General features: G+C 52.6%; 24 protein-coding genes and 1 other RNA gene. 8 read left to right on the top strand and 17 right to left on the bottom strand.

Going from position 1 to position 24,646, the window contains the following annotated elements:
• Positions 1-5: 5 nt before the first annotated feature.
• From EYZ66_RS05970 to ffs, 3 genes are all read right to left on the bottom strand, one after another.
• The gene (locus EYZ66_RS05970) at positions 6-335 is read right to left on the bottom strand and encodes a YbaB/EbfC family nucleoid-associated protein (RefSeq protein ID WP_009576148.1); all 330 of its coding nucleotides are present in this window, start codon (positions 333-335) and stop codon (positions 6-8) included.
• Entirely contained in the window at positions 335-2,194 is a 1,860-nt protein-coding gene (gene dnaX, locus EYZ66_RS05965) for a DNA polymerase III subunit gamma/tau (RefSeq protein WP_009576146.1), read from the bottom strand. Before dnaX ends, EYZ66_RS05970 begins: the two co-directional genes overlap by 1 nt.
• A 71-nt stretch (positions 2,195-2,265) precedes the next feature.
• Positions 2,266-2,362, bottom strand: an RNA gene (gene ffs / locus EYZ66_RS05960) — signal recognition particle sRNA small type.
• Between the two features lie 139 nt (positions 2,363-2,501).
• On the opposite strand from ffs, the gene EYZ66_RS05955 reads away from it, so the two are divergent.
• From EYZ66_RS05955 to EYZ66_RS05945, 3 genes are read left to right on the top strand one after another with little or no spacing between them, the layout of a single operon-like run.
• Positions 2,502-3,620, top strand: a complete 1,119-nt coding sequence (locus EYZ66_RS05955) for an efflux RND transporter periplasmic adaptor subunit (protein WP_009576144.1) — start codon at positions 2,502-2,504, stop codon at positions 3,618-3,620.
• On the top strand, positions 3,617-6,718 hold the full coding sequence (locus EYZ66_RS05950; RefSeq protein ID WP_009576143.1) for an efflux RND transporter permease subunit: 3,102 nt from the start codon (positions 3,617-3,619) through the stop codon (positions 6,716-6,718). Before EYZ66_RS05955 ends, EYZ66_RS05950 begins: the two co-directional genes overlap by 4 nt.
• A complete protein-coding gene (locus tag EYZ66_RS05945) occupies positions 6,715-7,350 on the top strand; it encodes a TetR/AcrR family transcriptional regulator (protein ID WP_009576142.1) in 636 nt (211 codons plus the stop codon). The genes EYZ66_RS05950 and EYZ66_RS05945 overlap by 4 nt, the downstream gene beginning before the upstream one ends.
• Before the next feature lie 13 nt (positions 7,351-7,363).
• Here EYZ66_RS05945 and EYZ66_RS05940 read toward each other — a convergent pair whose 3' ends face one another.
• The gene (locus EYZ66_RS05940; protein ID WP_009576141.1) at positions 7,364-7,684 is read right to left on the bottom strand and encodes a 2Fe-2S iron-sulfur cluster-binding protein; all 321 of its coding nucleotides are present in this window, start codon (positions 7,682-7,684) and stop codon (positions 7,364-7,366) included.
• Positions 7,685-7,802: 118 nt separating this feature from the next.
• Here EYZ66_RS05940 and EYZ66_RS05935 point away from each other — a divergent pair, with 118 nt between their 5' ends.
• A complete protein-coding gene (locus tag EYZ66_RS05935; protein ID WP_009576140.1) occupies positions 7,803-8,873 on the top strand; it encodes an AraC family transcriptional regulator in 1,071 nt (356 codons plus the stop codon).
• On the opposite strand, the gene EYZ66_RS05930 is transcribed toward EYZ66_RS05935, so the two are convergent.
• A complete protein-coding gene (locus tag EYZ66_RS05930; RefSeq protein WP_009576139.1) occupies positions 8,851-9,258 on the bottom strand; it encodes a rhodanese-like domain-containing protein in 408 nt (135 codons plus the stop codon). The two genes, EYZ66_RS05935 and EYZ66_RS05930, sit on opposite strands and share 23 nt — an antisense overlap.
• Entirely contained in the window at positions 9,255-10,439 is a 1,185-nt protein-coding gene (locus EYZ66_RS05925) for a hydroxymethylglutaryl-CoA reductase (protein WP_009576138.1), read from the bottom strand. Before EYZ66_RS05925 ends, EYZ66_RS05930 begins: the two co-directional genes overlap by 4 nt.
• 200 nt (positions 10,440-10,639) lie before the next feature.
• Here EYZ66_RS05925 and EYZ66_RS05920 point away from each other — a divergent pair, with 200 nt between their 5' ends.
• From EYZ66_RS05920 to EYZ66_RS05905, 4 genes are all read left to right on the top strand, one after another.
• On the top strand, positions 10,640-12,379 hold the full coding sequence (locus EYZ66_RS05920) for a tetratricopeptide repeat-containing diguanylate cyclase (protein WP_009576136.1): 1,740 nt from the start codon (positions 10,640-10,642) through the stop codon (positions 12,377-12,379).
• Between the two features lie 432 nt (positions 12,380-12,811).
• Positions 12,812-13,693 (top strand): SDR family oxidoreductase, encoded by an 882-nt coding sequence (locus EYZ66_RS05915; protein ID WP_009576134.1) that lies wholly within the window; start codon positions 12,812-12,814, stop codon positions 13,691-13,693.
• 12 nt (positions 13,694-13,705) lie between these two features.
• Positions 13,706-14,878 (top strand): saccharopine dehydrogenase family protein, encoded by a 1,173-nt coding sequence (locus EYZ66_RS05910; RefSeq protein WP_009576133.1) that lies wholly within the window; start codon positions 13,706-13,708, stop codon positions 14,876-14,878.
• Positions 14,879-15,103, top strand: coding sequence for a DUF1653 domain-containing protein (locus EYZ66_RS05905; RefSeq protein ID WP_009576132.1), 225 nt, complete (start codon positions 14,879-14,881; stop codon positions 15,101-15,103).
• Between the two features lie 4 nt (positions 15,104-15,107).
• Here EYZ66_RS05905 and EYZ66_RS05900 read toward each other — a convergent pair whose 3' ends face one another.
• From EYZ66_RS05900 to EYZ66_RS05850, 11 genes are all read right to left on the bottom strand, one after another.
• Positions 15,108-15,836, bottom strand: a complete 729-nt coding sequence (locus EYZ66_RS05900; RefSeq protein WP_139042587.1) for a hypothetical protein — start codon at positions 15,834-15,836, stop codon at positions 15,108-15,110.
• On the bottom strand, positions 15,829-16,602 hold the full coding sequence (locus EYZ66_RS05895; RefSeq protein ID WP_009576130.1) for an FTR1 family protein: 774 nt from the start codon (positions 16,600-16,602) through the stop codon (positions 15,829-15,831). Before EYZ66_RS05895 ends, EYZ66_RS05900 begins: the two co-directional genes overlap by 8 nt.
• Positions 16,599-16,937 carry a cupredoxin domain-containing protein gene (locus EYZ66_RS05890; protein ID WP_009576129.1) on the bottom strand — a complete coding sequence of 113 codons (339 nt, stop codon included), beginning with the start codon at positions 16,935-16,937 and terminating at the stop codon, positions 16,599-16,601. Before EYZ66_RS05890 ends, EYZ66_RS05895 begins: the two co-directional genes overlap by 4 nt.
• A complete protein-coding gene (locus tag EYZ66_RS05885; RefSeq protein ID WP_009576128.1) occupies positions 16,934-18,277 on the bottom strand; it encodes a sensor histidine kinase in 1,344 nt (447 codons plus the stop codon). Before EYZ66_RS05885 ends, EYZ66_RS05890 begins: the two co-directional genes overlap by 4 nt.
• Positions 18,274-18,933, bottom strand: a complete 660-nt coding sequence (locus EYZ66_RS05880) for a response regulator (RefSeq protein WP_040816800.1) — start codon at positions 18,931-18,933, stop codon at positions 18,274-18,276. The genes EYZ66_RS05885 and EYZ66_RS05880 overlap by 4 nt, the downstream gene beginning before the upstream one ends.
• 20 nt (positions 18,934-18,953) lie before the next feature.
• Positions 18,954-19,721 (bottom strand): SDR family oxidoreductase, encoded by a 768-nt coding sequence (locus tag EYZ66_RS05875; RefSeq protein ID WP_009576126.1) that lies wholly within the window; start codon positions 19,719-19,721, stop codon positions 18,954-18,956.
• Positions 19,722-19,733: 12 nt separating this feature from the next.
• Positions 19,734-20,408 (bottom strand): iron-containing redox enzyme family protein, encoded by a 675-nt coding sequence (locus EYZ66_RS05870; RefSeq protein WP_009576125.1) that lies wholly within the window; start codon positions 20,406-20,408, stop codon positions 19,734-19,736.
• Positions 20,405-21,898 (bottom strand): AMP-binding protein, encoded by a 1,494-nt coding sequence (locus tag EYZ66_RS05865; RefSeq protein ID WP_083814381.1) that lies wholly within the window; start codon positions 21,896-21,898, stop codon positions 20,405-20,407. The genes EYZ66_RS05870 and EYZ66_RS05865 overlap by 4 nt, the downstream gene beginning before the upstream one ends.
• Positions 21,883-22,578 carry a thermostable hemolysin gene (locus EYZ66_RS05860; protein ID WP_009576123.1) on the bottom strand — a complete coding sequence of 232 codons (696 nt, stop codon included), beginning with the start codon at positions 22,576-22,578 and terminating at the stop codon, positions 21,883-21,885. Before EYZ66_RS05860 ends, EYZ66_RS05865 begins: the two co-directional genes overlap by 16 nt.
• Positions 22,579-22,649: 71 nt before the next feature.
• Positions 22,650-23,969, bottom strand: a complete 1,320-nt coding sequence (locus EYZ66_RS05855; RefSeq protein WP_009576122.1) for a phospholipase C/P1 nuclease family protein — start codon at positions 23,967-23,969, stop codon at positions 22,650-22,652.
• Between the two features lie 39 nt (positions 23,970-24,008).
• Complete coding sequence (locus EYZ66_RS05850; RefSeq protein ID WP_009576121.1) at positions 24,009-24,641, bottom strand: glutathione S-transferase family protein; 633 nt, start codon at positions 24,639-24,641, stop codon at positions 24,009-24,011.
• Positions 24,642-24,646: the final 5 nt, after the last annotated feature.

Genomic DNA, 24,646 nt, shown 5'->3' with positions numbered 1-24,646 from the left:
GTGTATTAAAACGGCATTTTCATGCCCGCAGGAAGATTCATTCCCGCGGTGACTTCTGCCATTTTTTCTCGATTTTGGGTTTCAACACGGCGTACGGCATCGTTCACCGCAGCGGCCAACAGGTCTTCCAAAATGGCTTTTTCTTCGGTCATGACCATCGGGTCAATGTCCACAGCGGTCACGTCATGCCGACCGTTCATCGTCACTTTCACTAATCCCGCACCCGATTCGCCCACCACTTTAAGGGCCTCAATCTCGGCTTGCACACTCTGCATTTTCGCCTGCATTTCTTGAGCTTGTTTCATCAAATCGCCCAAGCCGCCACCTTTAAACATTAATTCAACCTCGCCTTAATAGAGTCTGGAATGACCTGTGCATCAAATGTTTGACACAAAGCTTGTACCACCGGATCGTTGTAGATGGCCTCTGTCGCAACGCGCAAACGTTCTTCGTCACGCGCTTGAAGCCACTGAGCGGGTGTTCGCTTCACCGCACCTATGTTCACAACAACCTTACGAGTACCACCCTCCGCCTGGTTCAGAGCCGCCTCGAATTTAGCCACATGCGTGTCATTAAATAACGAGGCATTATTCTCGTCCAAACGAAACTCGACCGCGTCAGCCGTCACGCTCAGGCACTCACAGTGCGACACCACATTGTACAAGATCCCGCTCAAACCCAAACGCGTAAATTCGGATGGCCACGTGTCTACCGCCAACTGGAAAGGCACCTCGACCGATTCGAGGGGCGCTTCGGCTTCAGACTTTTTTGGGCTCGGGTCCTCCGAAATAGCCGGTTCGACTGAAGGCACCCTGTTAGCGTTCGGCTCAACAGCCGCGCTCGCAAGCGCGTCACCCTGATCAGGCGCAGTCGCTTCGCCCCAGGATGGTGGCGAATCTTGTTGGTGCGCCACGGGCTGATCATCCCAAGGTGCAGGCGCTGAAGTCGAGTCAGACACTAAGTTCGTGTCAGAGCCCTCATGGTTATCTGCCGATTGAGTTTGAGCCGTGGACGCCTGCTCTGAGATGTCGTGCGCAACCGACACGACACTCGAAGCGACAGTCTGCGCAGCGGTCATCTCGAAGCTCATGGATTCATCACTGAACGCAATGGCGGGTCGAAAAGCCATTAGGCGTAGCAGCAACATCTCGAATGCCGCCTTAGGATCGCTACTGCTGACCACGTCCATACGCCCCGCAGCCAGCATCTGGTAAAACAGCTGCACATCTTCTGGCGCCATCACGTGCGCCAGTGCTTGTATTGCTTCGGTGTCCATTGCGGCATGCCGCACGCTACCTGGCACCCATTGAGCCAGAGCAATCTGATGCAACCATTGCTGCAACATATCAACGACTTTACCGAAATCTGCACCGTGCTCCGCGAGCAGACTCACGGCATCTAACATGTCTTTAGCCTGCCCTGCTTGCAGCGCCTGTAACAAAGGCAATACCTTACCGCTGCCAATACTACCTAGCATGGAACTGACATCCGCTGCTCTGACTTGCCCCCCACCAAAGGCGATGGCTTGATCGGTCAAACTGAGCGCGTCGCGCATACTGCCCTCAGCAGCGCGCCCGAGTTCGGCCAATGCGGCAGGATCCGCCTGAATCATTTCGCGTTCTAATACGTGAGCGAGATAATCACTGATCCGATCAGGACTTAAATTTTTAAGATGAAACTGTAAACAGCGTGACAGAATTGTGGCCGGAAGCTTTTGCGGATCGGTGGTCGCCAGCAAAAACTTGGCGTGCTCTGGAGGTTCTTCCAAGGTTTTTAACAGAGCGTTAAAACTGTGTGACGACAGCATGTGAACTTCGTCGATCAAGTAGATTTTGTAGCGCGAACGTGAGGGTGCATACTGCACGTTCTCTAACAGCTCACGGGTATCTTCGACCTTGGTTCGAGACGCCGCATCTACCTCGATAAGGTCGACGCTGCGCCCCTCTGCGATTTCTTGGCAGGCGCTGCACACACCGCAGGGTTCAGAGCTCACACCCTGATCACAGTTAAAGCACTTTGCCAGCACGCGGGCAACGGTGGTTTTACCCACACCTCGCGTACCAGTAAACAAATAGGCGTGGTGCAACCTGTCGTGGTCTAGGGCATTAATAAGCGCTTTTAAAACGTGCTCTTGCCCGACCATTTCTCGAAAGATCTGCGGGCGATACTTGCGCGCCAGAACCGTGTACGCCATGGATTTAAACCTGCAACAATATCAGCGGCTAAGCATACACTAACAAGGCATAAAGGCGAAATTGGAGGCCGCCCAAACAGCCACACCCCGGCACACGATGCATTGACTACCGTTGCTCCCTTCCGGGCCTGGCGGGGTTTACCAACTCTCGTTGCGAGGGGACCGCCTGGGCGACCATAGCGAGCCTATCTCTAGGGCGCGCAATACTCTCAGAATTCTCTATTGCATGCAAGCCGAGCCTGAGAATTGACATGTGTGTAAGAACCTCTTACATTATGTAAGAACTTCTTACTTCGAGTCCAAGCTCATGCCCCTTCCCCGTCCTCTCGTTAGCATCTTAGCGCTTTGCATTGCCGGCGGTGCCGCAACCTTACTGACCGGTGCGCTGTACACTAAAGCCCCTGCGACAGTTGCAGTCGATGCAGATCGAGCACTCGATGCAGAGATAACACGCTTCGTTGAGCAAGACAGCTACAAGAAGACGGTGACCTTTGCTGGTATCGTTACCGCCAAAGAAGATACTCGTCTTGCCTTTGAAATCCCCGGCACTCTGATTTCGCTAGGCCTTAGGGTGGGCGACACGGCCAAAGCTGGGCAAATCGTAGCGCGGCTCGATACGCGGTCCCTAGTCGCTAACCAAAGCGCGACCGCTGGGCGGCTTGCGCAAGCAAAAGCGCAGGGAGAGCTCGCTAGGCTGCAATTTGACCGAATTCGCGATTTGTTCGCTCAAGGTGCTGTCTCGCAAGGACAGTTCGACGAGGCGCGTTTGGGTTTGGACAGTGCCAAGGCTACCGAGACTGCGCTGCAAGCAGAACTTTCAGCGATCAACGTTGCACTGACTAAGAGCGAATTAAGATTGCCCTTCAACGCGACCGTCAACGCTCGGCATGCAAGCATCGGTGCCGTCGTCGCCTCAGGCTCGCCTATTTATGACATCACCAGCACAGAAGGTCGCGAAGCTATTATCGGGATACCGGCGCAGGTTGCGACTCGACTCGCAGTCGACGAGGTCGTCACGGTCTACATCGATGGCGACGCGATTGTCGGGCGTATTCTCGGCATCAGCAGTAAATTAGACCTGCGGACACGAACACAAACGATCCGAATTGCATTGCCCGATAACAGCGAGGCGACCCCCGGGCAAGTTGCCGTCTTGCACCACGCAATCACGATCGAAACTGCCGGCGGATGGTTACCCATGACCGCCTTGACGGAAGGTGGACGCGGGCTGTGGACCGCACTTGTAGCGCGCGCCAACCAAGAGGGTAGCATCGTGACGGAGCGGGCCATTCTCGAGATCATCGACTTTGCCGATGACCGCGTGTACGTCCGAGGCTCATTGAAGAACGGCGACAAGGTCATCGCCAGCGGCACCCACCGCTTGGTTCCTGGCATGGCGATCAACCCAGTAGAGGCCGCCCAATGATTGCGCAAAAACTCTACGACAAATCTCGTTATCTGACGCTGATTATCGTTGTTATCGTGGCAGTTAGTGTAAACGCCTTCCAACAACTCGGTCGCCAAGAAGATCCAACCATGATGAATTTTGTGGCGACAGTGACGACCGTGTTCCCGGGCGCCACGCCAGACCGCGTCGAGGCTCTGGTCACTCGTCCAATTGAGGAAGAGCTTAAAAAAATACCGCAGATCAACGAGATTGCGTCCATCAGTAATGCCAATATCTCGTCGATCAATATTCGCTTATCCGATTTTTTGACCAATGAAGAGATGGAAGTGACCTGGGGCGAGATTCGCGATGCCTTAGGCGATGCGAGCTTGCGATTCCCTGAGGGTGCTGGCAACCCCATCTTCGATGATGACCGCTTAATTGCCTACACTACGATTGTCGCTATGAGTGCTAAGGACGGCGAAACCATCCCGATGGGTGTCCTTAGCCGCGCAGCCGAGAACTTCGCTGATTTTGCCCGTAACTACAGCGGCACCAGTCTGGTAGACATATACGGAGAAGCCAACGAGGAGGTGCTTGTTGCTGTCGATCAAACACAATTGATCGTGCGCGGCCTGACCTTAGGTCAAGTGATAGACGCGGTCAACAGAGCGGACTCCAAACGCCCAGCTGGCTTAACTCAAGGCGCAAATAATAATCTCCTGGTAGAGCTCCAGGGACAGTTTGATAGCGCCGCAGAACTCGGGCAAATTGTGCTGCAAACGAACGCCTCTGGCGGTGTTACTCGCCTGAGCGATGTAGCGACCATTCAAAAGATCGAGCGAACGCCTGCTTCAGGCTATGTCCTGACCGATGGGCGACGCGGTATTTTGGTCGGCATCGCCATGAAGTCGGGTCTGCAAGTCGATCAGTGGACCAAGAAATTTGAGCAAGCGATTTGGGAGTATCAGCGAACCTTGGCGCCAGAGCTGAAGTTCGAAATCTCTTACGATCAGGGCAAATACAGCGAAGAGCGTCTTGCGAGTGTTTTCGGTAACTTAGTGATGGGGGTCGCCATTGTCATAGGCGTATTGCTCCTCACTTTAGGTTGGCGCGCGGCGATCGTGGTATCGATCATTTTACCCTTGTGTGCGTTTACCGCCTTAACCATCATGCAATTAATTGGTATGTCATTGCACCAAATGTCGATAACCGGGCTCATAGTGGCTCTAGGACTTTTGGTGGATGGTTCGATTGTTATGACGGACGACGTGCGTAAGCGCCTACAGGAAGGGGCATCCCGTCGCCATGCCATCGAGCTAAGCGTCAACCGTATGTTTATTCCCCTATTGAGCTCTACAGTAACCACCGTCTTAACGTTTTTGCCGCTCGCCTTACTACCTGGCCCCGCCGGCTCATTCATGGGTTCCATTGCAACCTCGGTCATCATAATGCTGGTCACGTCGTTGGTGTTGGCACTCGCGATTACACCGGTCCTCGCGGCGAGGCTACTCCCCGATGGCGACAGCACGGGCTTTATGCAACAGGGCGTCACCATGAAGTGGCTGAGTGACAAGCTGGCAAGTTCATTAGATGCTGCGCTGGCCTTTCCAAAGACGGCGATTACGTGCGCCCTGGTACTGCCGGTCGTCGGGATATTGGCCTTTCCAACGCTGACGTCGCAATTTTTTCCTGGGACTGACCGCGACCAAATTTACATCCAAGTCAAACTCCCCAACGGACGCTCGATCGATGAAACCCTCGCGACAGCCAAGGCGATGGATGCCTTTGTTCGTCAGCATCCTCAGGTACGACGCATCGACTGGACGGTGGGCGAGAGCGCACCGCCTTTCTACTACAACATGTATCGCAAAATGGACGGTGTCTCGACTTGGGCGGAAGCCTTGGTACTGACTCGTGATCCCAAAAAAACCAATGCGGCCATTCGCGAGCTGCAAGGTCAACTGGACCACGCATTTCCCAATGCGCGATCGGTGGTACGAGGCATCGATCAAGGTCCGCCCGTTTCTGCGCCATTGGAGGTCGAGATCTATGGCCCCGATCTGACCACCTTGCGTGAATACGGCAATCTTTTCAGAGAAAGAATGGCACGTATTCCCGCCGTAACGCACACCAATGCCTCAATTTTGGGGGCTCCACCCAAAGTGGAATTGCAGGTAAAAGAGGAAGCGCTTAAGTACACCGGGTTCGATGTAGCGAGCCTCGCGGCTAATGTCGGAGCCGCTTTGTCAGGTACGACCAGCGGCGAGATCTTGGAGGGTACGCAGCGACTTCCCATCCGGGTGCGCCTAGCGTCGGACAACTGGACCGGCACCAACGCCCTAACGCACTTGCAAGCACCCGCAGGCTTTAACACTGAGAGTAACTATATTCCCTTAAGTGCCGTCAGTGACTTCAAACTGGTGCCCAGCTACAGCCCAATTACCAGACAAGACGGCGAGCGTCTGAACACCGTCCAAGGCTATTTGGTACGCGGGATATTACCGGAGGAGGCCCTTAAAGAGCTGCAAGCCGATTTAGAAAGTGACCCCATCGAGCTCCCTCCCGGCTACAGCATCAAATTTGGTGGTGATGCCAACGAGCGCGCCGAGGTCGTCGGTTATATCATGGCACCGCTCGGGTTAATCATGGCCTCGTTACTCGCGACGATGCTACTGACCTTCAACTCCTGGCGTTTAACCGCGGTGGGCTTTTTGGTTTGCCTGTGCTCGATGACGCTCAGCCTATTGGCCATCGAGATTTTTAGCTACCCCTTCGGCTTACAAGCCTTGATTGGTGTGATTGGCTCGATTGGTGTCTCTATTAACGCCGCGATCATCATTATCACCGCGCTTCAGCTCGATACTGACGCTGCGCGTGGCGAGGTCCTCAGTATGCGTAATGTCGTCATGGATTCAAGTCGCCATATCGTCTCGACTACGATTACCACCTTCGGAGGCTTTCTGCCGCTCATTTTAGATGGCGGCCAATTTTGGCCTCCCTTTGCCATGGCGATCGCTGGTGGTGTCTTGTTGTCGACCCTGATTAGTTTTTATCTGGTGCCCCCAGCGTTTTTGTTAGTCGCTCGCTCATCGCGCGCCGCCGAAACCACCGAAGCGTTAGAGGTGCACGCATGACCTCAAGCAGAGCGTCAGCAAGCAACCCCTACCACCACGGCGACTTAAAAAATACTCTGATACTCGCAGCCGCCGAGCTGATCGAGGAGCGCGGCAGCATTGACTTTACTATGTCTGAAGCGGCTCGCAGAGCAGGCGTTAGCTCGGGCGCACCCTACCGACACTTCAAAGACAAAGAGGACCTGCTCGCGCGGGTGGCAGAACTTGGGTTCATCGGTCTGCATTCCGCCATAAATCACGCCATCGAGCCTCACCCTCGCGGGAGCATCGACCGCATCATTAGCTCTGGTCACGCCTACATGCGCTATGTCACGCAAAAAGCGGCATTCTACGACCTAATGTGGGGCGAAGTCCTGGTCGATACGCTAGAGAATGCCGAGCTTACAACCCTCGGAGCCTTTAACGAGCTGGTAGACTTGGTCGATGACTGGGTGAAAGCCGAACAACTGACGACTGAACCCCGAGAACTTGCCGTGAAGCTTATGGCGATGGGACACGGTTTAGTGAGTTTGCAAATGACCAAACGTTTGAATCGTTTAGCGCCAAATTTGTGTATTTTTCAATGTCTGACGGACAGTGCCTATACGTTTTTGCAAGGCATTAAAGACGAGCAGGCCAGACACCGGGGCTAGCCTGCTCGAGACCTTACATTTGATATTCTGGGACGTTGACGACCATACCGTCGAGCGCCTCGGTCACTTGCACCTGACAACTCAAGCGGGAATTCGCCTCGCGATCTGGGCGCATGCTTAACATCGCGTCCTCGAGCTCATCTTGAGCAGATAACTTATCCATGTAGGCCTCGCTGATAAACACGTGGCACGTTCCGCAGGCACAACCACCACCGCAGTCAGCGTCGATACCGTCAACGCCCTTGGCGATAGCATTTTCCATCAATGAACGACCCTCTTCCGCGTCGATCGTCATTTCATCGCCATTGTGCTGAATAAAGGTAATGCTAACCATAATATGCTCCTTGTGTTATTCCGATATTGTAACGAATAGCGGAGTTTAAAGGCGGTCTTATTTTGACACAATGCGTATTTTTTAGGACACTCTGTGTTTTCGAGTAATCGGTGTCAACATGAGTCAACGACGGGAAGATTTCATACCCTCGCTCTACACGCGAATTACGGCGCGTGTTCTAAATTTACAAGAGCGCGACTTACCGCGCTTACTGGCCGGCTCTGGCTTAGATCCGGCCATACTGATGCCAGGTGACAACACATTGATCAGCGCGCAATCGCAAATGGTCATTATCGATAACGCACGCGCCTTGTACGGCAAGCCAGGATTTGGCTTGGTCGCAGGTAGCCAACTCACACCCAACACCTTCGGCCCTATCGGATATCTGGCGCTTAGCAGCCCCACCCTGATGCGTGCCATGATGGCCCTGCGCGACTTCTTACCTTTGCGAATATCGTTTACTCATTTAGAAATCGCAGACGTCGAAAACTATTTATGCTGTCGCCTGAAAATTACAGTGCCAGTCAGTGAAGAAAATAGAATTCACTTAACTGAATGCTTTGCGCTTGTGGTCAAAGCGGTGGCCGACGCTGTGACAGGCGAAGCTCTGCCCGATTTAAAATTCACGTTTTCTTACCCAGCACCGAGCTACGCCGAGAAGTACCACGAGGCACTGAGAGCGGAGGTCAGTTTCGACGCAGAGACAGATGCTTTTTGGATTCCCTCACAGTTCGCGCAATACGCCAATGTCTCGAGCGACACACAGTCTTATCAGCGCGCCCGAGATTTGTGCGAAGAGATATTGCAGTCAGCCCCCAGAAAGCATCTGACGTTGGCCGATCGGCTGCGGCAATTAATGCTGTCACAGCCCGCGGCGACGGTCAGCGAAGATATGCTTGCTCGAGCGATGTTCACCTCCAAGCGCACCATCGCCCGGAGGCTCGCTGCCGAGGGCACTAGCTACCGACAGGTGCGTGACAGTACCCTTGCGGAACTCGCCGCAAGACACTTGCAAGAGACGACGCTATCGACTGAGGCCATTGCAGCCATCTTAGGCTACAACGACGTCGCAAATTTTAGACGAGCTTGCCGTCGTTGGTTTGGAATGCCGCCAAGTGAGGTCAGAGCTCTACCGTCTGACCCACTCGTAACATCAGATTTGCGTCTTAGGGCGTCCAGTGAGCATTGACGTTAGCGCCGGGATTAAAAGCGTCTAAGTCAGCGTAGGCACCACCATTCACAACAGCAGTGAAACCGTCGGCTTGCAACATCGACTGCGCGATACCCGAGCGATTACCGCTGCGACAATACACGACAATGGGTGTTTCTTTGGCCAAGCCAAGCTCATTCGCGCGCGCCACTATAATCTCGTAGGGAATGTGCAAGGACCCTTGTATGGTGCCCGCAGCCACCTCTTCGTCGGTCCGAACATCAATCACCAATGAGGGCTGCTCAATCGCTGCCCAAGCCTGTTCTGGAGTCATCATCGTATCCTTCTCACATCCGCTCAAAAGCGCCAATGATAGCGCCAGAGCGAGGCCCAGCGCTAGCGTGAAAAACTGCTGGCGCATCATCTGTTGCGCCCGAGACGCTCATGCGCGTCGACCCAGTCGTTGGTGCGCGTCTCTTTGTCGGTGCGGGTTGCGGCCGCTAGCGACAACTCACCAGCAACAACTAAACCGGCGGCAATCTCGGCGAACTTCATCGCCTTATCAGCACCGTAGCAATCCATAATTTCCAAACACTCACGCTGAGTCGCAAGGCTAGTACCACCCCCATAGGTCGCCACAATCAGCGATGGCAAGGTGATCGAGTAGTAATAATCCCCGTTACGAGTCACCTTGTTGTAGGTGGTGCACTGGTTTGACTCACCGATGTTGGCGATATCTTGCCCAGTCGCGAGGTAAAGTGCAGCCAACCCATTCGCAGGGTGAGCTGCGTTATTAGAGGAATTGGTTAATAAAGCGGCCAGGGTGCTGATGCCCTGCCCATAATGCATTGCTTCGGGCGTCACCTTTAGGTGTTGTTTCATAACTTCTCTAGGGATCGTGATTTCCGCAGTGACGCGACGCCCCCGTCCCTTCAACAAGTTAACGCTAGAGGTTCGCTTCTCGGTGTCAAATGATCCCGATAACAAATAGTGTGACATATGAGGATTTTGCTCGCGAATCCATTCGCACGCCACAAACGTTGCTCGACTCGTCATGTTCTGCCCTGCGGCATCTCCGGTTGAGTAGTCAAAGCGGGTGTAAACCATGTTGTGAACGTGGTAACGCTCGATTTCGTTGAGTTTTCCTACCGATGTCGTCGTTTCCGCACGGGCCTTAATCTCCAAGAAGTTTTGGTCCAGCCACAGCGTGAAATCGCGTGCTTGACGTGCGTCTTTAAACACGAAACAGGGGGCACGCTGCATCACCACATCGGTTACCGTAGTCAGAACGCCACCACTCTCGCGAATGACTTTCATGCCGCGGTTGTAGCTGGCGAGCATAGTGCCCTCTACCGTTGCCATGGGCACAAAATATTCACCCTGAGCGTATTCACCATTGACTAACAAGGGACCGGCAATGCCAACCGGCACCTGAGCGACACCAAAAATATTCTCGATGTTGCCGGACATGTTCTCTGGATTAAACGAGAACTGCTTGGTGTGGTGGAGTTTAGCGCCAGTTTCTTGCTCGATGAAATCTTGGCGCTGTTTGATAATGTCGCTGCTGTAATCGTTGTCGTTGGAACGTGGGATTTTACCAGCCATGTGAAGTCCTTGCATATCGTGTTTGAGAACTTAAGGTAGCAGAAAATACTCAAAGTTCAAAATTATTCGATTTGCAAGCATCACCCTGCTTGTATACCATCTAAGACCTCGTCTAAATGCGAAACACCATGGCGCTTTTTATTTGCAATCCAAGTAAACACTTAAGGGTTATTGCTTTTCTTGCATGCTTTGCGGCCAGCATGACGGCCTCAAGCAATTGGCAGCAGGACTTCAACGCCATCGCCGACCGTTCACCCGAGTCGTTGCTGCACTTTTTAGACGAGACGCTGCGGCAACAAGATTACCTGGACGACCTAGAAGCTCAAATTGAAATCCGGCTTCGAAAAGCCAAGATACTCAGAGATAGCGCAGCGTATGAACAAGCACTTGCTGAGCTCACGGCGGCCGATATCGTTGCAAAAAAGGCACTGCGCTCGGACCTGCAGGCTAAAATCATCCTGACCCGAGGCACCGTTAAAGGAGAAATGGGCCAAGTTCCGGATGCCATCGATGATTTCCACGCCGCTCGCAAGTTAGCGAACGCCGAAGACAACAAAGATTTAGAGCTCAATATTCTTAACGCGCTTGGCGTCGCTTATCTCTATGCGCGCAATCCAGAGCGCGCAATCGAGTATTTGAAGCAAACCCAGAGTCTAGCGCAACAGCTTGGCAATAAAGAACGAGAGCTGGTAGCCCTTGGCAATATTGGAACAGCGCTCGCTGACATGAACGAAACCGAAGCCAGCCTGAAGGCCCACCGCCAAGCTTACGCTCTGACGCAAGCGTTGGCGACCGAGCAAGATCTCAACCCACAAAGCGTCTATCAACTGGCCAATATTTGCTCTCGGCTCTTTGATCTAAACCGACTAGATCAAGCCGAACTCGAGTGTAATCAAGCCCTTGAGCCAGCCGAAGCCATGGGGCACGTGCGAATTTTATCCGGCATATTAATGACGCTGGGAAAAATAAAGTTTCAGCAGGGCCAAGAAGCGCAAGCCATGCCCCTACTCGAGCGAGCACTATCGCTTGTTGGCACATCGACCCCAACCATCTCGCTACCCCTGATCGAAACCTTAGCGAGCGTATATTCCAACCTCGACAAATCAAAACAAGCGGCAACGTATTGGAAACAAGCGATCGAACTCCAGCGTTCACTCGAGCAACGTGAGCGAGCTGCACTGACCGAGGAGTTGGAAGTTCGCTACGAAGTGGAGCGGCGGGATCGAGACATCGAGCTGTTGCAGCTTAACGCACAGCTGCGCGAAGCCGAGCTTAAAAATCGTGACCGCCAATTATTCTTTGCCGGCGGGCTCCTCATCGCCAGCGTATTGCTGATGGCTGCACTTTGGCGCGGCTACACCGACAAGCGTAAATTGGAAGCGGAATTGCTGTCGCGTAATTCGAAACTTGAAGACGCGTTGAACACTATCCAAAAATTAGCCTCGGTCGACAGCTTAACAGGCCTGCTAAATCGTCGAGCGTTTCACGACATCGCGCGCCAAGCTCTAGAACACAAACGCCGCACTGATACCCCAATCTCTTTAGCCTTAGGGGATGTCGATAAATTCAAACAAATCAACGACAGCTACGGCCATGCAGTCGGTGACGAGGTGCTGACTGAAATCGCCTCACGACTGACTAACTCACTGCGAGGCACCGACGTCGTGGTTCGCTGGGGTGGTGAAGAATTTTTGTGCTTTTTCCCAACCACCGACATCAAAGCGGCGATGGCACTGGCCGAAAAACTAAGACTGGCAGTCAACGCTTACCCCGTTTCGACAGCCTTTGGCGAATTCAATGTCTCCATTACCTTTGGGCTGGCTCAGGTAGACGATGACGTGCAAGATGCCATTCGTCGCGCCGACAAGGCCCTTTACGACGGCAAACACATGGGCGGCAATGTGTGCAGACTCGAAGACGCTCCCACCGAGAAGCAGTAGATCCATTCAAAGCCCGAGCGATACCCTGGCGCTTTCAGCCGATGGGCCTAAACAGATATCTTAAATCGTCTAACGCAAATTAATCCGCTCTGGCCTCGGATATCGTGAGCCACGATCAACTCGAGGTAGCTAACTGTGCTTTTCCAGATGACAGGTTAAGCAACACCCCGATGGGGCTTAGACTAACGAAGGAAACGCTGAACGAGTCAATCAATGCGAGCTAGCTCGAGGCCGCGATGGCCTTTGAAGACCGACATAAAACCCTGTTATCGCGGACCGCCGACAGTGAAGAAGCCATTCAGGCCTTCTTGCAAAAACGCACACCAGACTCCCAAGGGAAGTCGTTTTTTGAACTTTGAGTTTTTTTCTCCTCCAAGGGGTACAAGGACAACACCGCTTAGTGTATGTTGTGGCTTTTAGGGAGATCACACTATGGAATTCACCAATCGTACAGTTTTGGTCAGTGGTGGCGCGGAGGGCATCGGTTTTGCCATTGCCAAGGCGCTCGGATCAAGCGGAATGAACGTGGTGCTCGGTGACATCAATGAGCAAGCATTACAGAATGCCCTGACGAAACTTAGCGGGCTTGGTATAAACTGTAAAGGCCTCGTGATGGATGTGGTCAAGCCCGAGGATTGGCAGCGTGCAGTTGCGCTCGCTACCGATCAATACGGCGCCCTTCATGCCTTAATAAACAACGCGGGCGTCGGCGGCAAACCTGGCCCTATCGAGAACAACACACTCGCTGACTGGCAGTGGTGTATCGACGTAAATTTGCTCGGTGTGGTACAAGGTATGCAAGCAGCTGTGCCGCACATAAAGCGAGCCGGTGGCGGCTTTGTTGTGAATGTCGCCTCGATGGCCGGCATGATGGGAGTACCTTACGGCGGTGAGTACACAGCCACCAAACTCGCCGTGGCGGGTTTAAGCGAAGCCTGGGCGGTAGAGCTTGCGCCTTTTGACATTCACGTCGCAGCACTATGCCCCGCCTTCGTCAGCACAAAAATCCATTTATCGGAGCGCAATCGGGCACTCACGCACGGTCAAACAACCAAAGCCGAAGAGATCGAACTTCCCGATCCTGACAGCGTTATGTCTCAAGTCGTTACCAATGGCATAGACCCAGACTTAGTTGGCCAACGTGTTGTTGAAGCACTCAATGCCAAAGAGCATTATATTTTTACGCACCCCAACTATCGAGCCGTCGTCCAGCAACGTTTCGCTGCAATAGACGCGGCCTTCGCACGTGCCGAATCCAGCCCCATTGTGGGCCACCTCTCTAGCGAGCCTTTAGACGCTTTCGTTCCTCAGTAACCGGAGACATTCATGAAACAAGACAGACGATTTGACGTAATTGTATTTGGCGCCTCTGGCTACACCGGGCGGCTGGTCGCCGAGTATATTGAGCAACGCTACGGCACCAGCCCTTTGCGCTGGGCCATGGCGGGCCGCTCGCTGGAAAAGCTTGCCGCTGTGCGCGATGAAATGGGCATTAGCCCAACAGTAGAACTTGTCGCGGTTGACGCCGACTCGAGCGAATCTGTCGCAGCGATGGTAGCCTCCACCTCGGTCGTTATCACGACCGTTGGACCCTATCAGCTCTACGGTAACGAATTAGTCAATCAGTGTGCTCTGAACGGGACCGACTACGTCGATTTATGTGGTGAGCCAAGCTGGATGTATCAAAAAATTAACGAGCACACTGACGCAGCCAAAGCCAGCGGCGCCCGCATTGTCTTCTCCTGTGGCTTCGACTCTATTCCCTTTGACTTAGGGGTGTACCACATGCAACAGCACGCTAAGGCCGTCACGGGGTCGCCTATTGCAACCATCAAAGGTCGGGTGCGCGCCATGAACGGGTCCTTCTCGGGTGGCACGGTCGCCTCATTGCGAGCCACAATGGCATCGGTCGCCAAAGACCCAAGCTTAGTCAGCGTACTCACCAACCCCTTTTCGCTCTCCGGTGGGTTTCAAGGACCAGACCAGCCTCGAGGCGACAAGCCACAGTACGATGAAGAGCTGAAAAGCTGGTCAGCGCCTTTCATTATGGCGACCATCAACACCAAAAACGTACATCGGTCCAACGCCCTATTAGGGCACGCCTATGGTGAGGATTTTGCCTACGACGAGATGCTACTCACCGGCGATGGCGATCAAGGTAAGGCTGCGGCTGAATTTGTCGCAAACGATAATTCCTTCGCCGAAAATACGCTGCAGCCTGGCGAAGGCCCCACCAAAGAGGAACGAGAAGCCGGCTCCTACGACGTTTTATTCGCCGCCACCACGAAAGACGGTAACTTACTGCTTACCAGCGTAAAAGGCGACAAAGACCCTGGCTACGGTTCGACCTCTAAAATGCTAGCGGAATCTGCGATGTGCCTGCTGCATAATCCAGATCTGGGCAACGGCGGAGTTTTCACCCCAGCGGCGATCATGGCCGATGCCCTGATCGAACGCCTGCAAAAAAATGCCGGTCTGACATTTACGATCGAGGCTTGAATGAGCATCCCGCTAGGCTACTACGAACACTACAAAGGGCCTCGCTACCATGTTATTGGGGTAGCGAGGCACTCCGAAACAGAAGAAGAATTCGTGGTTTACCGCACCTGCTACGGTGATGAATCACTGTGGGTGAGACCGCTATCAATGTTCAGTGAGCTTGTCGAGACGCCTGAAGGCAAAATACCCCGCTTTCGCTTCCTGGACACACAGGACGCATCTTAAAGCGCTAGAATTCGTATTCCACCTGCAAACGAAAGGTATGTTCTGCAGAGTCTTCATCCAAAGGAAAAAAAGCCCCAAAGTTATAGCTCACAGCACGCGCCCGGTCACCGGACAAGCGAAACTGCCCTCCCATGGACGGGCCAATCATCTTGGCATTTTGCCCTAAGTGAACTTCCACACCAGGCTCAAGATGGCGGTGAAAGCGATACCGAAGTAAGCCATTCAAACGTGTTTCAAACTCATTCTGACGAGTGTCACCCCACTCGTAAACCACACCGGGATTCAGCGTTAAGCTCATCTTACCGAATTCTCTCTCAATTAAGGCCTTGATGCTGACTTCGTTGTTGTTGGCTTGCCAGTCTCGCTCGAGCTCTAGTAACACGCCATAATCAAAGCTATATTCGCCCTGCTCGGTCAGCTGCACTAAGGCCTCAAATTCGAACCCAATCCAATCTAAGTCGTCAGATACAGGATCGTCGGAGGCGATGAGGTACACTTCGGTCTTAACCGCCTCAAAGGCTGAGTACGCTAAACCCACTTTCTGCAGCACGTCGTCAGTCTCACCTGTCAGGACATCACGCTCGCGCGCAAAGGTCTGGCTCTCGAGCTCCCACTCAAGAGGATTGACGTAGGGATGATAGATCTTGCTCACCACCGCACCATCGGCATGGGCTTGCGCCACAAGCACCCATCCCGCGAGCATTAACGACACAAACCCGATAAACCTAGACACGAACGGCCAACCTGCGAGCCGAGTACATCAAACTGAGCGCCAAGGTCAAACTGGCTGCGTAGACACCAAGCTGAACCCAAGATGGCTGCGAATCGTAGCCAAAGACGGCATACAACAATTGGCCCAACACAGATTGCTCAGACACCCACGTCTCGAGATCAAATGCTCTGTCGCTGTGCTCGAGCAATCCCGCTTGATCCAGCAACGAGACGGCTTGTAACATCATGCCGGACGCGACAAAGATTAAGCAAATAGCGACCCAAAAGCGCGCCTGATAACTGGCCAAAGTGCCCATCAGAGCCGATACCAAAACACCGCAACTAACGGCGATGCCCGCGCCAATAACCGCACCGGAGAATACCGCACCTTTGACGCTTGGCGCGTCCATGAAGGCACCGACATAAATGACAATTTCACTGCCCTCGCGAATCGATGCGGCAACGAAGACCAGCGACATTGCTACCATTGTGTATTTTTCTGGGAGCGGGCGATACAGCGCCCACACCAAGATAAGCATGGGTAAATACACCGCTAAATGTAAACCTGCACTAATACACTCTTGCCCACTACCGTCCCACCAATCCGTCACCGTTTCGATCGCAACGGCATAGCACACGGCTATAGCAAGTCCGGTCACTGCAGCAGGTATCATCCAACGGACAGACTGACGCGTCAGCTTAGAGAAGTTCCACAGCAGACTCAAAAGTACCGCCGCTTCCAATACCTCGCGCAGCACCAACAGTAAAGCGTTTAACAGCATGCTCATTTTACGATTACCACGCCCTGAGCGGTTCTGGGATTAAACTCCCCAAAAAAGGGATACTCTCCCGGTTCCAGCGGTCCTATGAAGATGGTTATTTTGCCGCCTCCAACAACGATTTTTTCTCGGTTGAGTTCGTAGCTCTCGAATTCTTCAGGGGTGCTATCGTGGTTCACAATCTTGAGTTTTACTTTCGTGTTGGCCGGAATTTCTAAAACACTGGGTATGAACAAATGGTTCTTAATTTCGATTCGATACTCAGGTGCTGCCATAACCCTGGCACTTAGGACAAACCCCAAAACCAGCACAACCGATAAACGAAACACTGGGAAGATGCTCATTGCTTGCGCTCTGGTGCGGGAAAGGTCACCGTAAACTTTGCGCCACCTAGCCGATTGCTGGAAATATCTACGTGGGCGTGATGGAGGCGCGCAATTTGTCCGACAATCGCCAAGCCCAAACCAACGCCTTCCGGCTGATTATCATGGTGTACACGATAGAATCTGTTAAACACCATATCGCGCTGGTCTTCTGCGATACCGGGACCCGAATCATTCACAGTGACTGCGATCTTGCCTGAGGGTAAGCACTGAGTCTCGACGCAAATTTGCCCCCCCTGAGGCGTATAACGGTTCGCGTTCTGCAATAAGTTTTCAAATAAAAGGCTGAGCAAAGCCCCATCCCCTGTAATTTTCGGTAACGTTGCTGCATCGTGGAACTCTATGGTCTGCGACTTTTGGTCAAACTTACCCCACAAATCAACACACACCTGCTGCACCACGGCATTTAAATCGACGGGATCAAAACGTGTCTGAATTACCTCAGGTTGTGTTCGGCTTAAATCCAGCATTTGCTGAACGACCCGCTGCAAGCGACCGACACTTTCATCCACGTAATCGAGTGCCTTAAGCTCAGCTTCCTCTTTCAAGCTTAACCTAAGATTATGTATGTGCACTTTGGCAACACTTATCGGGGTCCTTAGTTCGTGGGCAGCAACTGCGCCAAACTGCTTTTCTCGTTGAAAAGCGCTGCCCAAACGGCCTAACAGACCATTCAGCGATTGGACAATCTGCTTGAGCTCTTTGGGCGTTTGCTCGAATGCAATGGGCGTAAAGTCGTTCTCTTTCTTTAAACCAATCCACAAACTTAAGTGTGCCAAAGGACGCAAGCCCCAAGTCACAATAAACCAAGTCAGCAGAGCCAATATCGGCAACCACACCAACAAAGGATAGATCGATTGCAAGACCACGGTTTCAGCAACGACAAAGCGAAGGTCTGCGCGCTCTGCGACAACCACCCGCTTGGCCTCGGATACCTCCAAGGCATAGACTCGCCAACGAAAGTCACCAAAATTGCGGTAGCTAAACCCAGACACAATCTCGGCCCAGCTCTCGGTAGGGGCATTAGATGTGCGCCTAGTGACCCTACCCGACTCGATAACCTGGTAAGCAATCATAGAAGGACCTTGCAGATCCTCGAACTCAAGGACGTAGTCTTCAAACATCTCTGACGACACACTGTGTGATTGGGCAAGCGCCACGGCGAGCTGCTTTAAATGGTCATCCAGCAACCCCTCGGCTTTATTCATGCTGGACAAATAACCATTTAAGGATGCAACGAACATCACCAGAGTAAACGCCGATAACAGCGTTAAAATCAGCGTACGACGAATCGATCTCACTGATTTGGAACCGTGTACCCTAGCCCGCGAATCGTCTTGATAAACGCGTCGGGCAGTTTTTTACGCAAGTGATGCACATGGACCTCCAGGGCATTGCTCGAAATTTCGTCACCCCAATGATATAGCCTCGACTCCAGCTGGTCACGGGTAACAACACGCCCCTGATTCTCCATCAAGCACTTTAGCAACATGTACTCGCGCCGCGGCAAATCTAAGTCCTTGCCCCCCACCTCAACTTGGTGAGTGTTTATGTGTAAAACGACATTGCTGATACTGATGGTGCTAGTAGAGGCCGTACCCAGACGGCGCTCTAGCACGCGGAGGCGCGCGCACAATTCTAAAAAATCAAACGGTTTAGCCATGTAGTCGTCAGCGCCAGCATCTAAACCTTTTACCTTGTCGTCCACTTCGCCGCGCGCTGTCAAAATTAAAATGGGAAACCGATGCTTTTTTTGCCGAATCGACGCGAGCAGATCCAAGCCATCCATATCCCCTAGACCTAAATCTAGAACCATGATATCCGGAGGGTCTGCTTTAACAGCGGTTTCCGCTAAACGTCCAGAATCTACCCAGTCCACGACAAAGCCCTCGCGTTCCAACCCAGAAACAACGCCTTGAGCAAGTGAATGCTCGTCCTCCACTAGCAACACTCTCATTGTAATCCCCTTATATTTTTCTATTTTCTGGCAAATTTTCGCATCGCTGCAACCTGCTTGAACAAGGCCTTGTCCACAATGTTAGGCAATACGCCATTGATTCGCGCAAACAGCTTTTCTGGGAACCCGATGACCGTTCGAATTTGACCTTCACGCAGGGCCCGCACAATCTGTAAGGCCACGGCCTCTGGTGTGTCTGTCGTATTACCTAACGCTTTATTCATTGCTTCTGTTCGTGCATCGTTCATGTTCGTCGCGATCGCTCGAGGCGCGACGAACAGAACCTTAAGCCCCTGATCCTTGTACTCTCGATACAAAGCCTCGCTAAATCCGCGTAGGGCAAATTTAGTCGCGCTGTATGTGGCATAAAAAGGAAAGCCAATATAGCCAAAGACCGATCCGATATTCAGAACTGTGGCCTTGTCGCGCACCAAAGCGGGCAACATCGCTTGTGTCAGCTTCATTGGAGCTATGACGTTGACCTGAAACATTTGCTCAATTGTCGCCGGGGGCACGTCCGTAAATTCACCAAATTCGTTCAGCCCCGCATTATTAATCAATACATCGACTCTTTGTTGTGAGAGTTGCTCAGCCAGACTATCTATCGCGTCAGCGGAGGCCAAATCGGCTACCCGTATTTGATGCTTAGAACCCAAGGATTCATTCAGAGCCCTTAACGCAACTTCATCCCGACCAACCAACACCAGTTCGCTATTCTGCGAATCGAGAAGACTCGCCAAAGCCATTCCCAAACCACCCGTTGCACCCGTGATCACTACGCGCTGCATGCACTTATCCCCTTACGCTGCGGCCAAACTTAATGCCGAGGAATTCAGCACACTATCGTACACGCCTTTGTAAAGCGCATAGAACTGCTTAGCGGCATGAACAATATCCGCCTGATCTTTCTCATCCGTTACCTGATTGACCAGATCTTCAAAAAACTTAACATGCTCGATATCCAAAGCACCGTGAGAGGTTAAATAGGTAAATGCCTTGCGCGGCAACCCTGTGACGTCGCGTATTTTTTGAGCAGCCTCATCAGCCACAGTGACGCTGGTACCCTCCAACACATGTACCATACCCAAGAAAGCCAGAGGATTTACATGATCAATAGTGTAGTAAGCATAGGCCACCATCGCCTCCGTTGCTAACGTGGGGCGGCCATGACGGACACACTCTTTATCAAAGCCGCAGGTTGCTATGTCGTTTAAGACCCACTCTTGATGCCCAAGCTCCTCGTCGACGTACTCCGCCATCGCATTGCGATAAAATTCGTAGCGCCCCGGTACCGCTGACCCCGATCGCATTAACAAAGGTACCGTGTGCTTTACGTGATGATAAGCCTGCGTTAAAAACGCAACGTAAAGGTCGATCGTCATTTCCCCCGACAATGCTACCTTGACTAAGTCGGCAGATAAAAGCGCCTGTCGTTCAACTTGAGTTTGGGCTACTAATTCTTCATAAAAGCTCATTGAGAATCCTCATTGGGAGTTAACTGTTGTGTAAAAGCGTTAGCAATCGCTAGACGTTTCGGGCGTCCGTTTTCCGTCCAAAATCCCTGTTCAACCGTCAAAGGACGATCTAGCCGCAACCAACGCTGCACGCGCGCATACTCTGGTATGCGAGCGTTGAGGGTTTGTATACAGGATGTTATCTGCGCATCACTTATTGTGTTTGGCGCGAACAATAACGCCGCACAGTAAGGCAGATCGTTGCCCAGAATGACGCACTGCACGAATAAGCCCGAAGCAAACAATTCGCCCTCGAGCCATTCAGGAGCAATGTTGCGCCCCAAGGTAGTAATCAGTAAGTTGCTTTTACGGCCAGACACTTGCACGAAACCGTCTGCGGAGACATCACCCAAATCCCCGGTCGCATAGCGCGTCTTACCCCAACTGTCGGGTTGATTCATATACCCCAAGAACAGCGGGCCTTCGATGACCAGTTCGCCTTTTTCCGCTCTGACTTTCAGGTGATCCAGCACACAGCCGCTGGTGCCTGCTCGATTTTGACTTGGCGTGTTAATGCTAACGACAGACGCGGCCTCGGATAAGCCATACCCCTCATACACGGGCAAGCCAAGAGCTGCAGCTTGCTCAACCAAACTGGGTGCCACCCGCGCACCGCCAACTGCGACAAACGTGAAGCTGTTCGGCAAGGGCATGCCTGCTCGTCCGGCCTGAACCAAGGCCATCAAAAGCGCTGGCACCGTTATCATTGAGTTGGGTTGCGTTGTGTTAATTGTCTCAATAAACGTTGCAAAACTGGTCAAACGACCGCCATCAAAACCCAGCTCAGCCAGAGGCAACAACACCACGGTGCCCTCTCGCATCCAGGTCTGATACACACCTGCCAGGTTCTCGAGTAAAGTCGATAAGGGCAAGGTACACAAATGTTTAGGCTGATCTTGTTGCACTCTATCGGCAATTGCCTGAGCCACCAATAAACAATGCTCGCTGGACAAACACACACCCTTGGGCGTTCCGGTAGAACCCGATGTAAAGGTGATTTTATGGGTGAGATCCGGTAGTAGGGGCACCTTGGTAGGCTCATAGCGTCGCACTCGGCAATGCGCCACTAAGTCGCCGGTCAAGACATGCACGTCGTTTTGTTCACAATTCGCCAACGATTCGGCAAAGGCATCGCTAAACACAACGTGGGTTAAACCCGCCGTGGCGACAATATATGAAATCTGGGCCTTGCTAAAAAATGTCGGCAGCGGCACCAAGCAAAGATCTAATTCTTGCGCGGCCAAATCCCAGACAAGCCAAGCGGGTTCGTTATCTAACAGCAATCCCAATTGGCGCACTCGATGGGTCTTCAGCCATTGCTTAGCCGCTGTTACGGCTTCGATGAATCGAACACACGACACTTCGCTTTGTGACGTATAAATCAGTGTCTCATCCGGATCGCGCGCGCTGAGAATGTCGAGTATCCGCCCCACGGTTAAGCTTGGTTCCAAGCAAGAGCAAACTGCTTCATCGCCGGCATAGCAACGTTTAACAAGGGTGTGACCAGCGGATTAGACCGAATAATTTGAGCACTGGCGGGAATGTCTGCAACCATGACTTGCGGACGACCTTGATAGTAACTTCCCCATTGATCAGCGCCTGTGATCTTCTCAACGTTGGCATCTGCTAAGAAACGGGCGCTGAAACCGCCGCGCGAAATGGAGCGACGGACTGTCTCGTTGGCAGTGAATACCAGCTGCTTACACCCCGCCAAATCGAGTGCGACAGCGGCCAATACGTATAATTGAGCACCCGCCCCCGGTGTCATACTGGCTAAATTACTCAGTTCAACAACCTCACCCCGCTCAAGCAGTGGATCACCAATGGCGTCAAGGACGCTGCCTTCCAAATACTTCTCGCAAAACAAGGGATGCGTATCTGCCCAGCGCAAGCCCAAAGCGGCCTGAATCCGTAAGTCATGCTCTAGATAGAGCAAATCAGGCGCATAGGTCATAATTTTGGCATTAAAGCTGGCTTGAAAAACCTGGGAAATAAAGCGTTCGACTCGTTCACGAGCCGGCGTAAATTCAGAAACCAAAGCCAACGCCGGTAAGTGTTGCAACATCGCGCTTGACGCTTGAACGGACGCATTAGCAACAGTTAAGACGCTCGAGGATTCTACATTGGTCATACACTCACCACTTGTTGGACTGGATGAGCGTAATGTATGACCTATTTCTTATCTAATTCTTAAATCTTTTATTAAGAGTTTAAGATTCCACGAATCCACGCCTGAGCAAAGAAGCTAAAACGTTGCATTTGCTGATTCAAGCTCGCAGTTAACCCCGCCTCGGCGTCTTCGCCCTGCACAGCAATTGCCGCCAAAATGGCGGCCTCTTCGGGCGACTGAGAGAACTCGAATACGGGGTCCGACACCAGCTTCGGTGGCGCGTACTTAACCAATGCTCGGTCTAGACCTGCGGCACCTGCTGCGGAATCTTGCGTGAGCTCATCAATCAAGGTGTTTTGCGCCCATGCAGCACTCGGACTTAGCCGGGCGACTTCCTGCAGCGTAGACTGCGTCCAATCTTGGCGAACCAACGCCTGAGCAACAATGGCCTTTTGAAACGCTTCAATCACACCATGGCGGTTCGAAACCAGCTGCAGGGCCTCACCCGTCTTTCCTGTGGCTACGATCCACAAACTTTCAAGGATACCAGTGTCGGGTAAAGGTACCGCATGATAGGGCTGAGCTAAATCTCCGACGTAGTGCAAGCCCCAGCCCATAAAACGCCAGCCCCAGTAATCATGTCCTGTGCTGAACGCGAGAACGGCAAGTTTGCGGTACAGCTCAGTGCGATACAGAGGATAGGTTTGCAACAACCCCGGCTGCGCTAGCGACGTCAACCAATCCAAATGATAAAAGCCCATGTGAAACGGCGCTTGCGAACCGTATTCCAAATTGGGGTTACCAAAAGGCTGGTTGCCAAACCCGTAGCGTTTGCCGTGCTCGGTGCCGTTATCGGCATACAACCCAATATCGAGCCCAAAATCAGGTTCATCAGACGCTGTAGAAACAACCGCCGCTGCACTGACGAAATCGCCGCTGGCCAGACTGACGTAGCGCGAATCATTACTTGCAATCGTGCCTTGCAAAAAAGTTAATTCTGACACCGCAATTAATGTCTCTTGCGCCGTTTTGGGCTCAAAGCTCATCAACTGGCGATAGGGTTGATACGAACGCGTTGGGTTTATGCGAATCGCATTCAAAAAGGCGATCTCAAGGTCGGCGTCGGCTGTTGCGGCATCAAACACCAGTTCCGTGGGTAGTGCCGCGTAATGTTCGAGATTCTGCAGCGCCCAGTCTTCATGTTGCGCTAGGAGCTCTGCGATCGCAGTGCGTTCGGCCACTACGAACTCGTTTAGGGTTTCTACCCGCAAAGGCTCGGCATTCTGGACCTCCGGCATAACGCGCAATAAGGGCCAAGCCAATGAGGCATGGTCAGACCAGGCGTGCACGACCGTGGATTGAAGCATGTGTAGCGTGGTGATCAAACCTACAAGGCGGCGTAATGTTGACATCGAGAACTCCTAGTTTCGATCTTGGCTCTAGTAGGGATATTATTGGCTCGGGCCGAAGTCGTAGCGACCGCCCCGCTCTAGAGCACGTTTGTAGGTATCTAAAGCCTGCAGACGAACCCGGAATTGATCAAGCCAAGGGAATTGCCCCTGCGGATACAATAAAGGCGCGATTTCCGCCACAAATGACAATTGAATATCAGCACCTGATAGTTGGTTGCCGACGAGCCAGTCGTTGCCCTCTAAGGCTTGATTGATGTAGCCCAAATGGCGATCAAGCTCACTGTGTATTCTGTCTGTCAGCGCGGCACCCCCATCGGGCAAACGATTGGTGTACATCCGCAGCATTAATGGCAGCATGGCACTGCCCTCACCATAATGCAGCCACTGCAGGTACTCTTCATGTGCGGGCGTGCCCACGGCTGGTGCCAGACGTCCTTGGCCGTGCTTGCGGATCAAGTAATCGATAATGGCGCCCGACTCAATCACCACCTGATCGCCATCGCTGATCATAGGTGATTTACCCAAAGGATGTATCGCTTCTAGCTCCGGTGGAGCCAAATTCGTCACCGCATCGCGCTGGTAAAATACGATCTCATAATCTAACTCTAGTTCTTCAAGGAGCCACAAAATACGCTGTGAGCGGCTATTATTTAGGTGGTGAACTTTGATCATACTGG

This window comes from Aequoribacter fuscus (assembly GCF_009910365.1).
Lineage (GTDB): Bacteria > Pseudomonadota > Gammaproteobacteria > Pseudomonadales > Halieaceae > Aequoribacter > Aequoribacter fuscus.
This window is presented reverse-complemented; position numbering and strand designations above follow the sequence as displayed.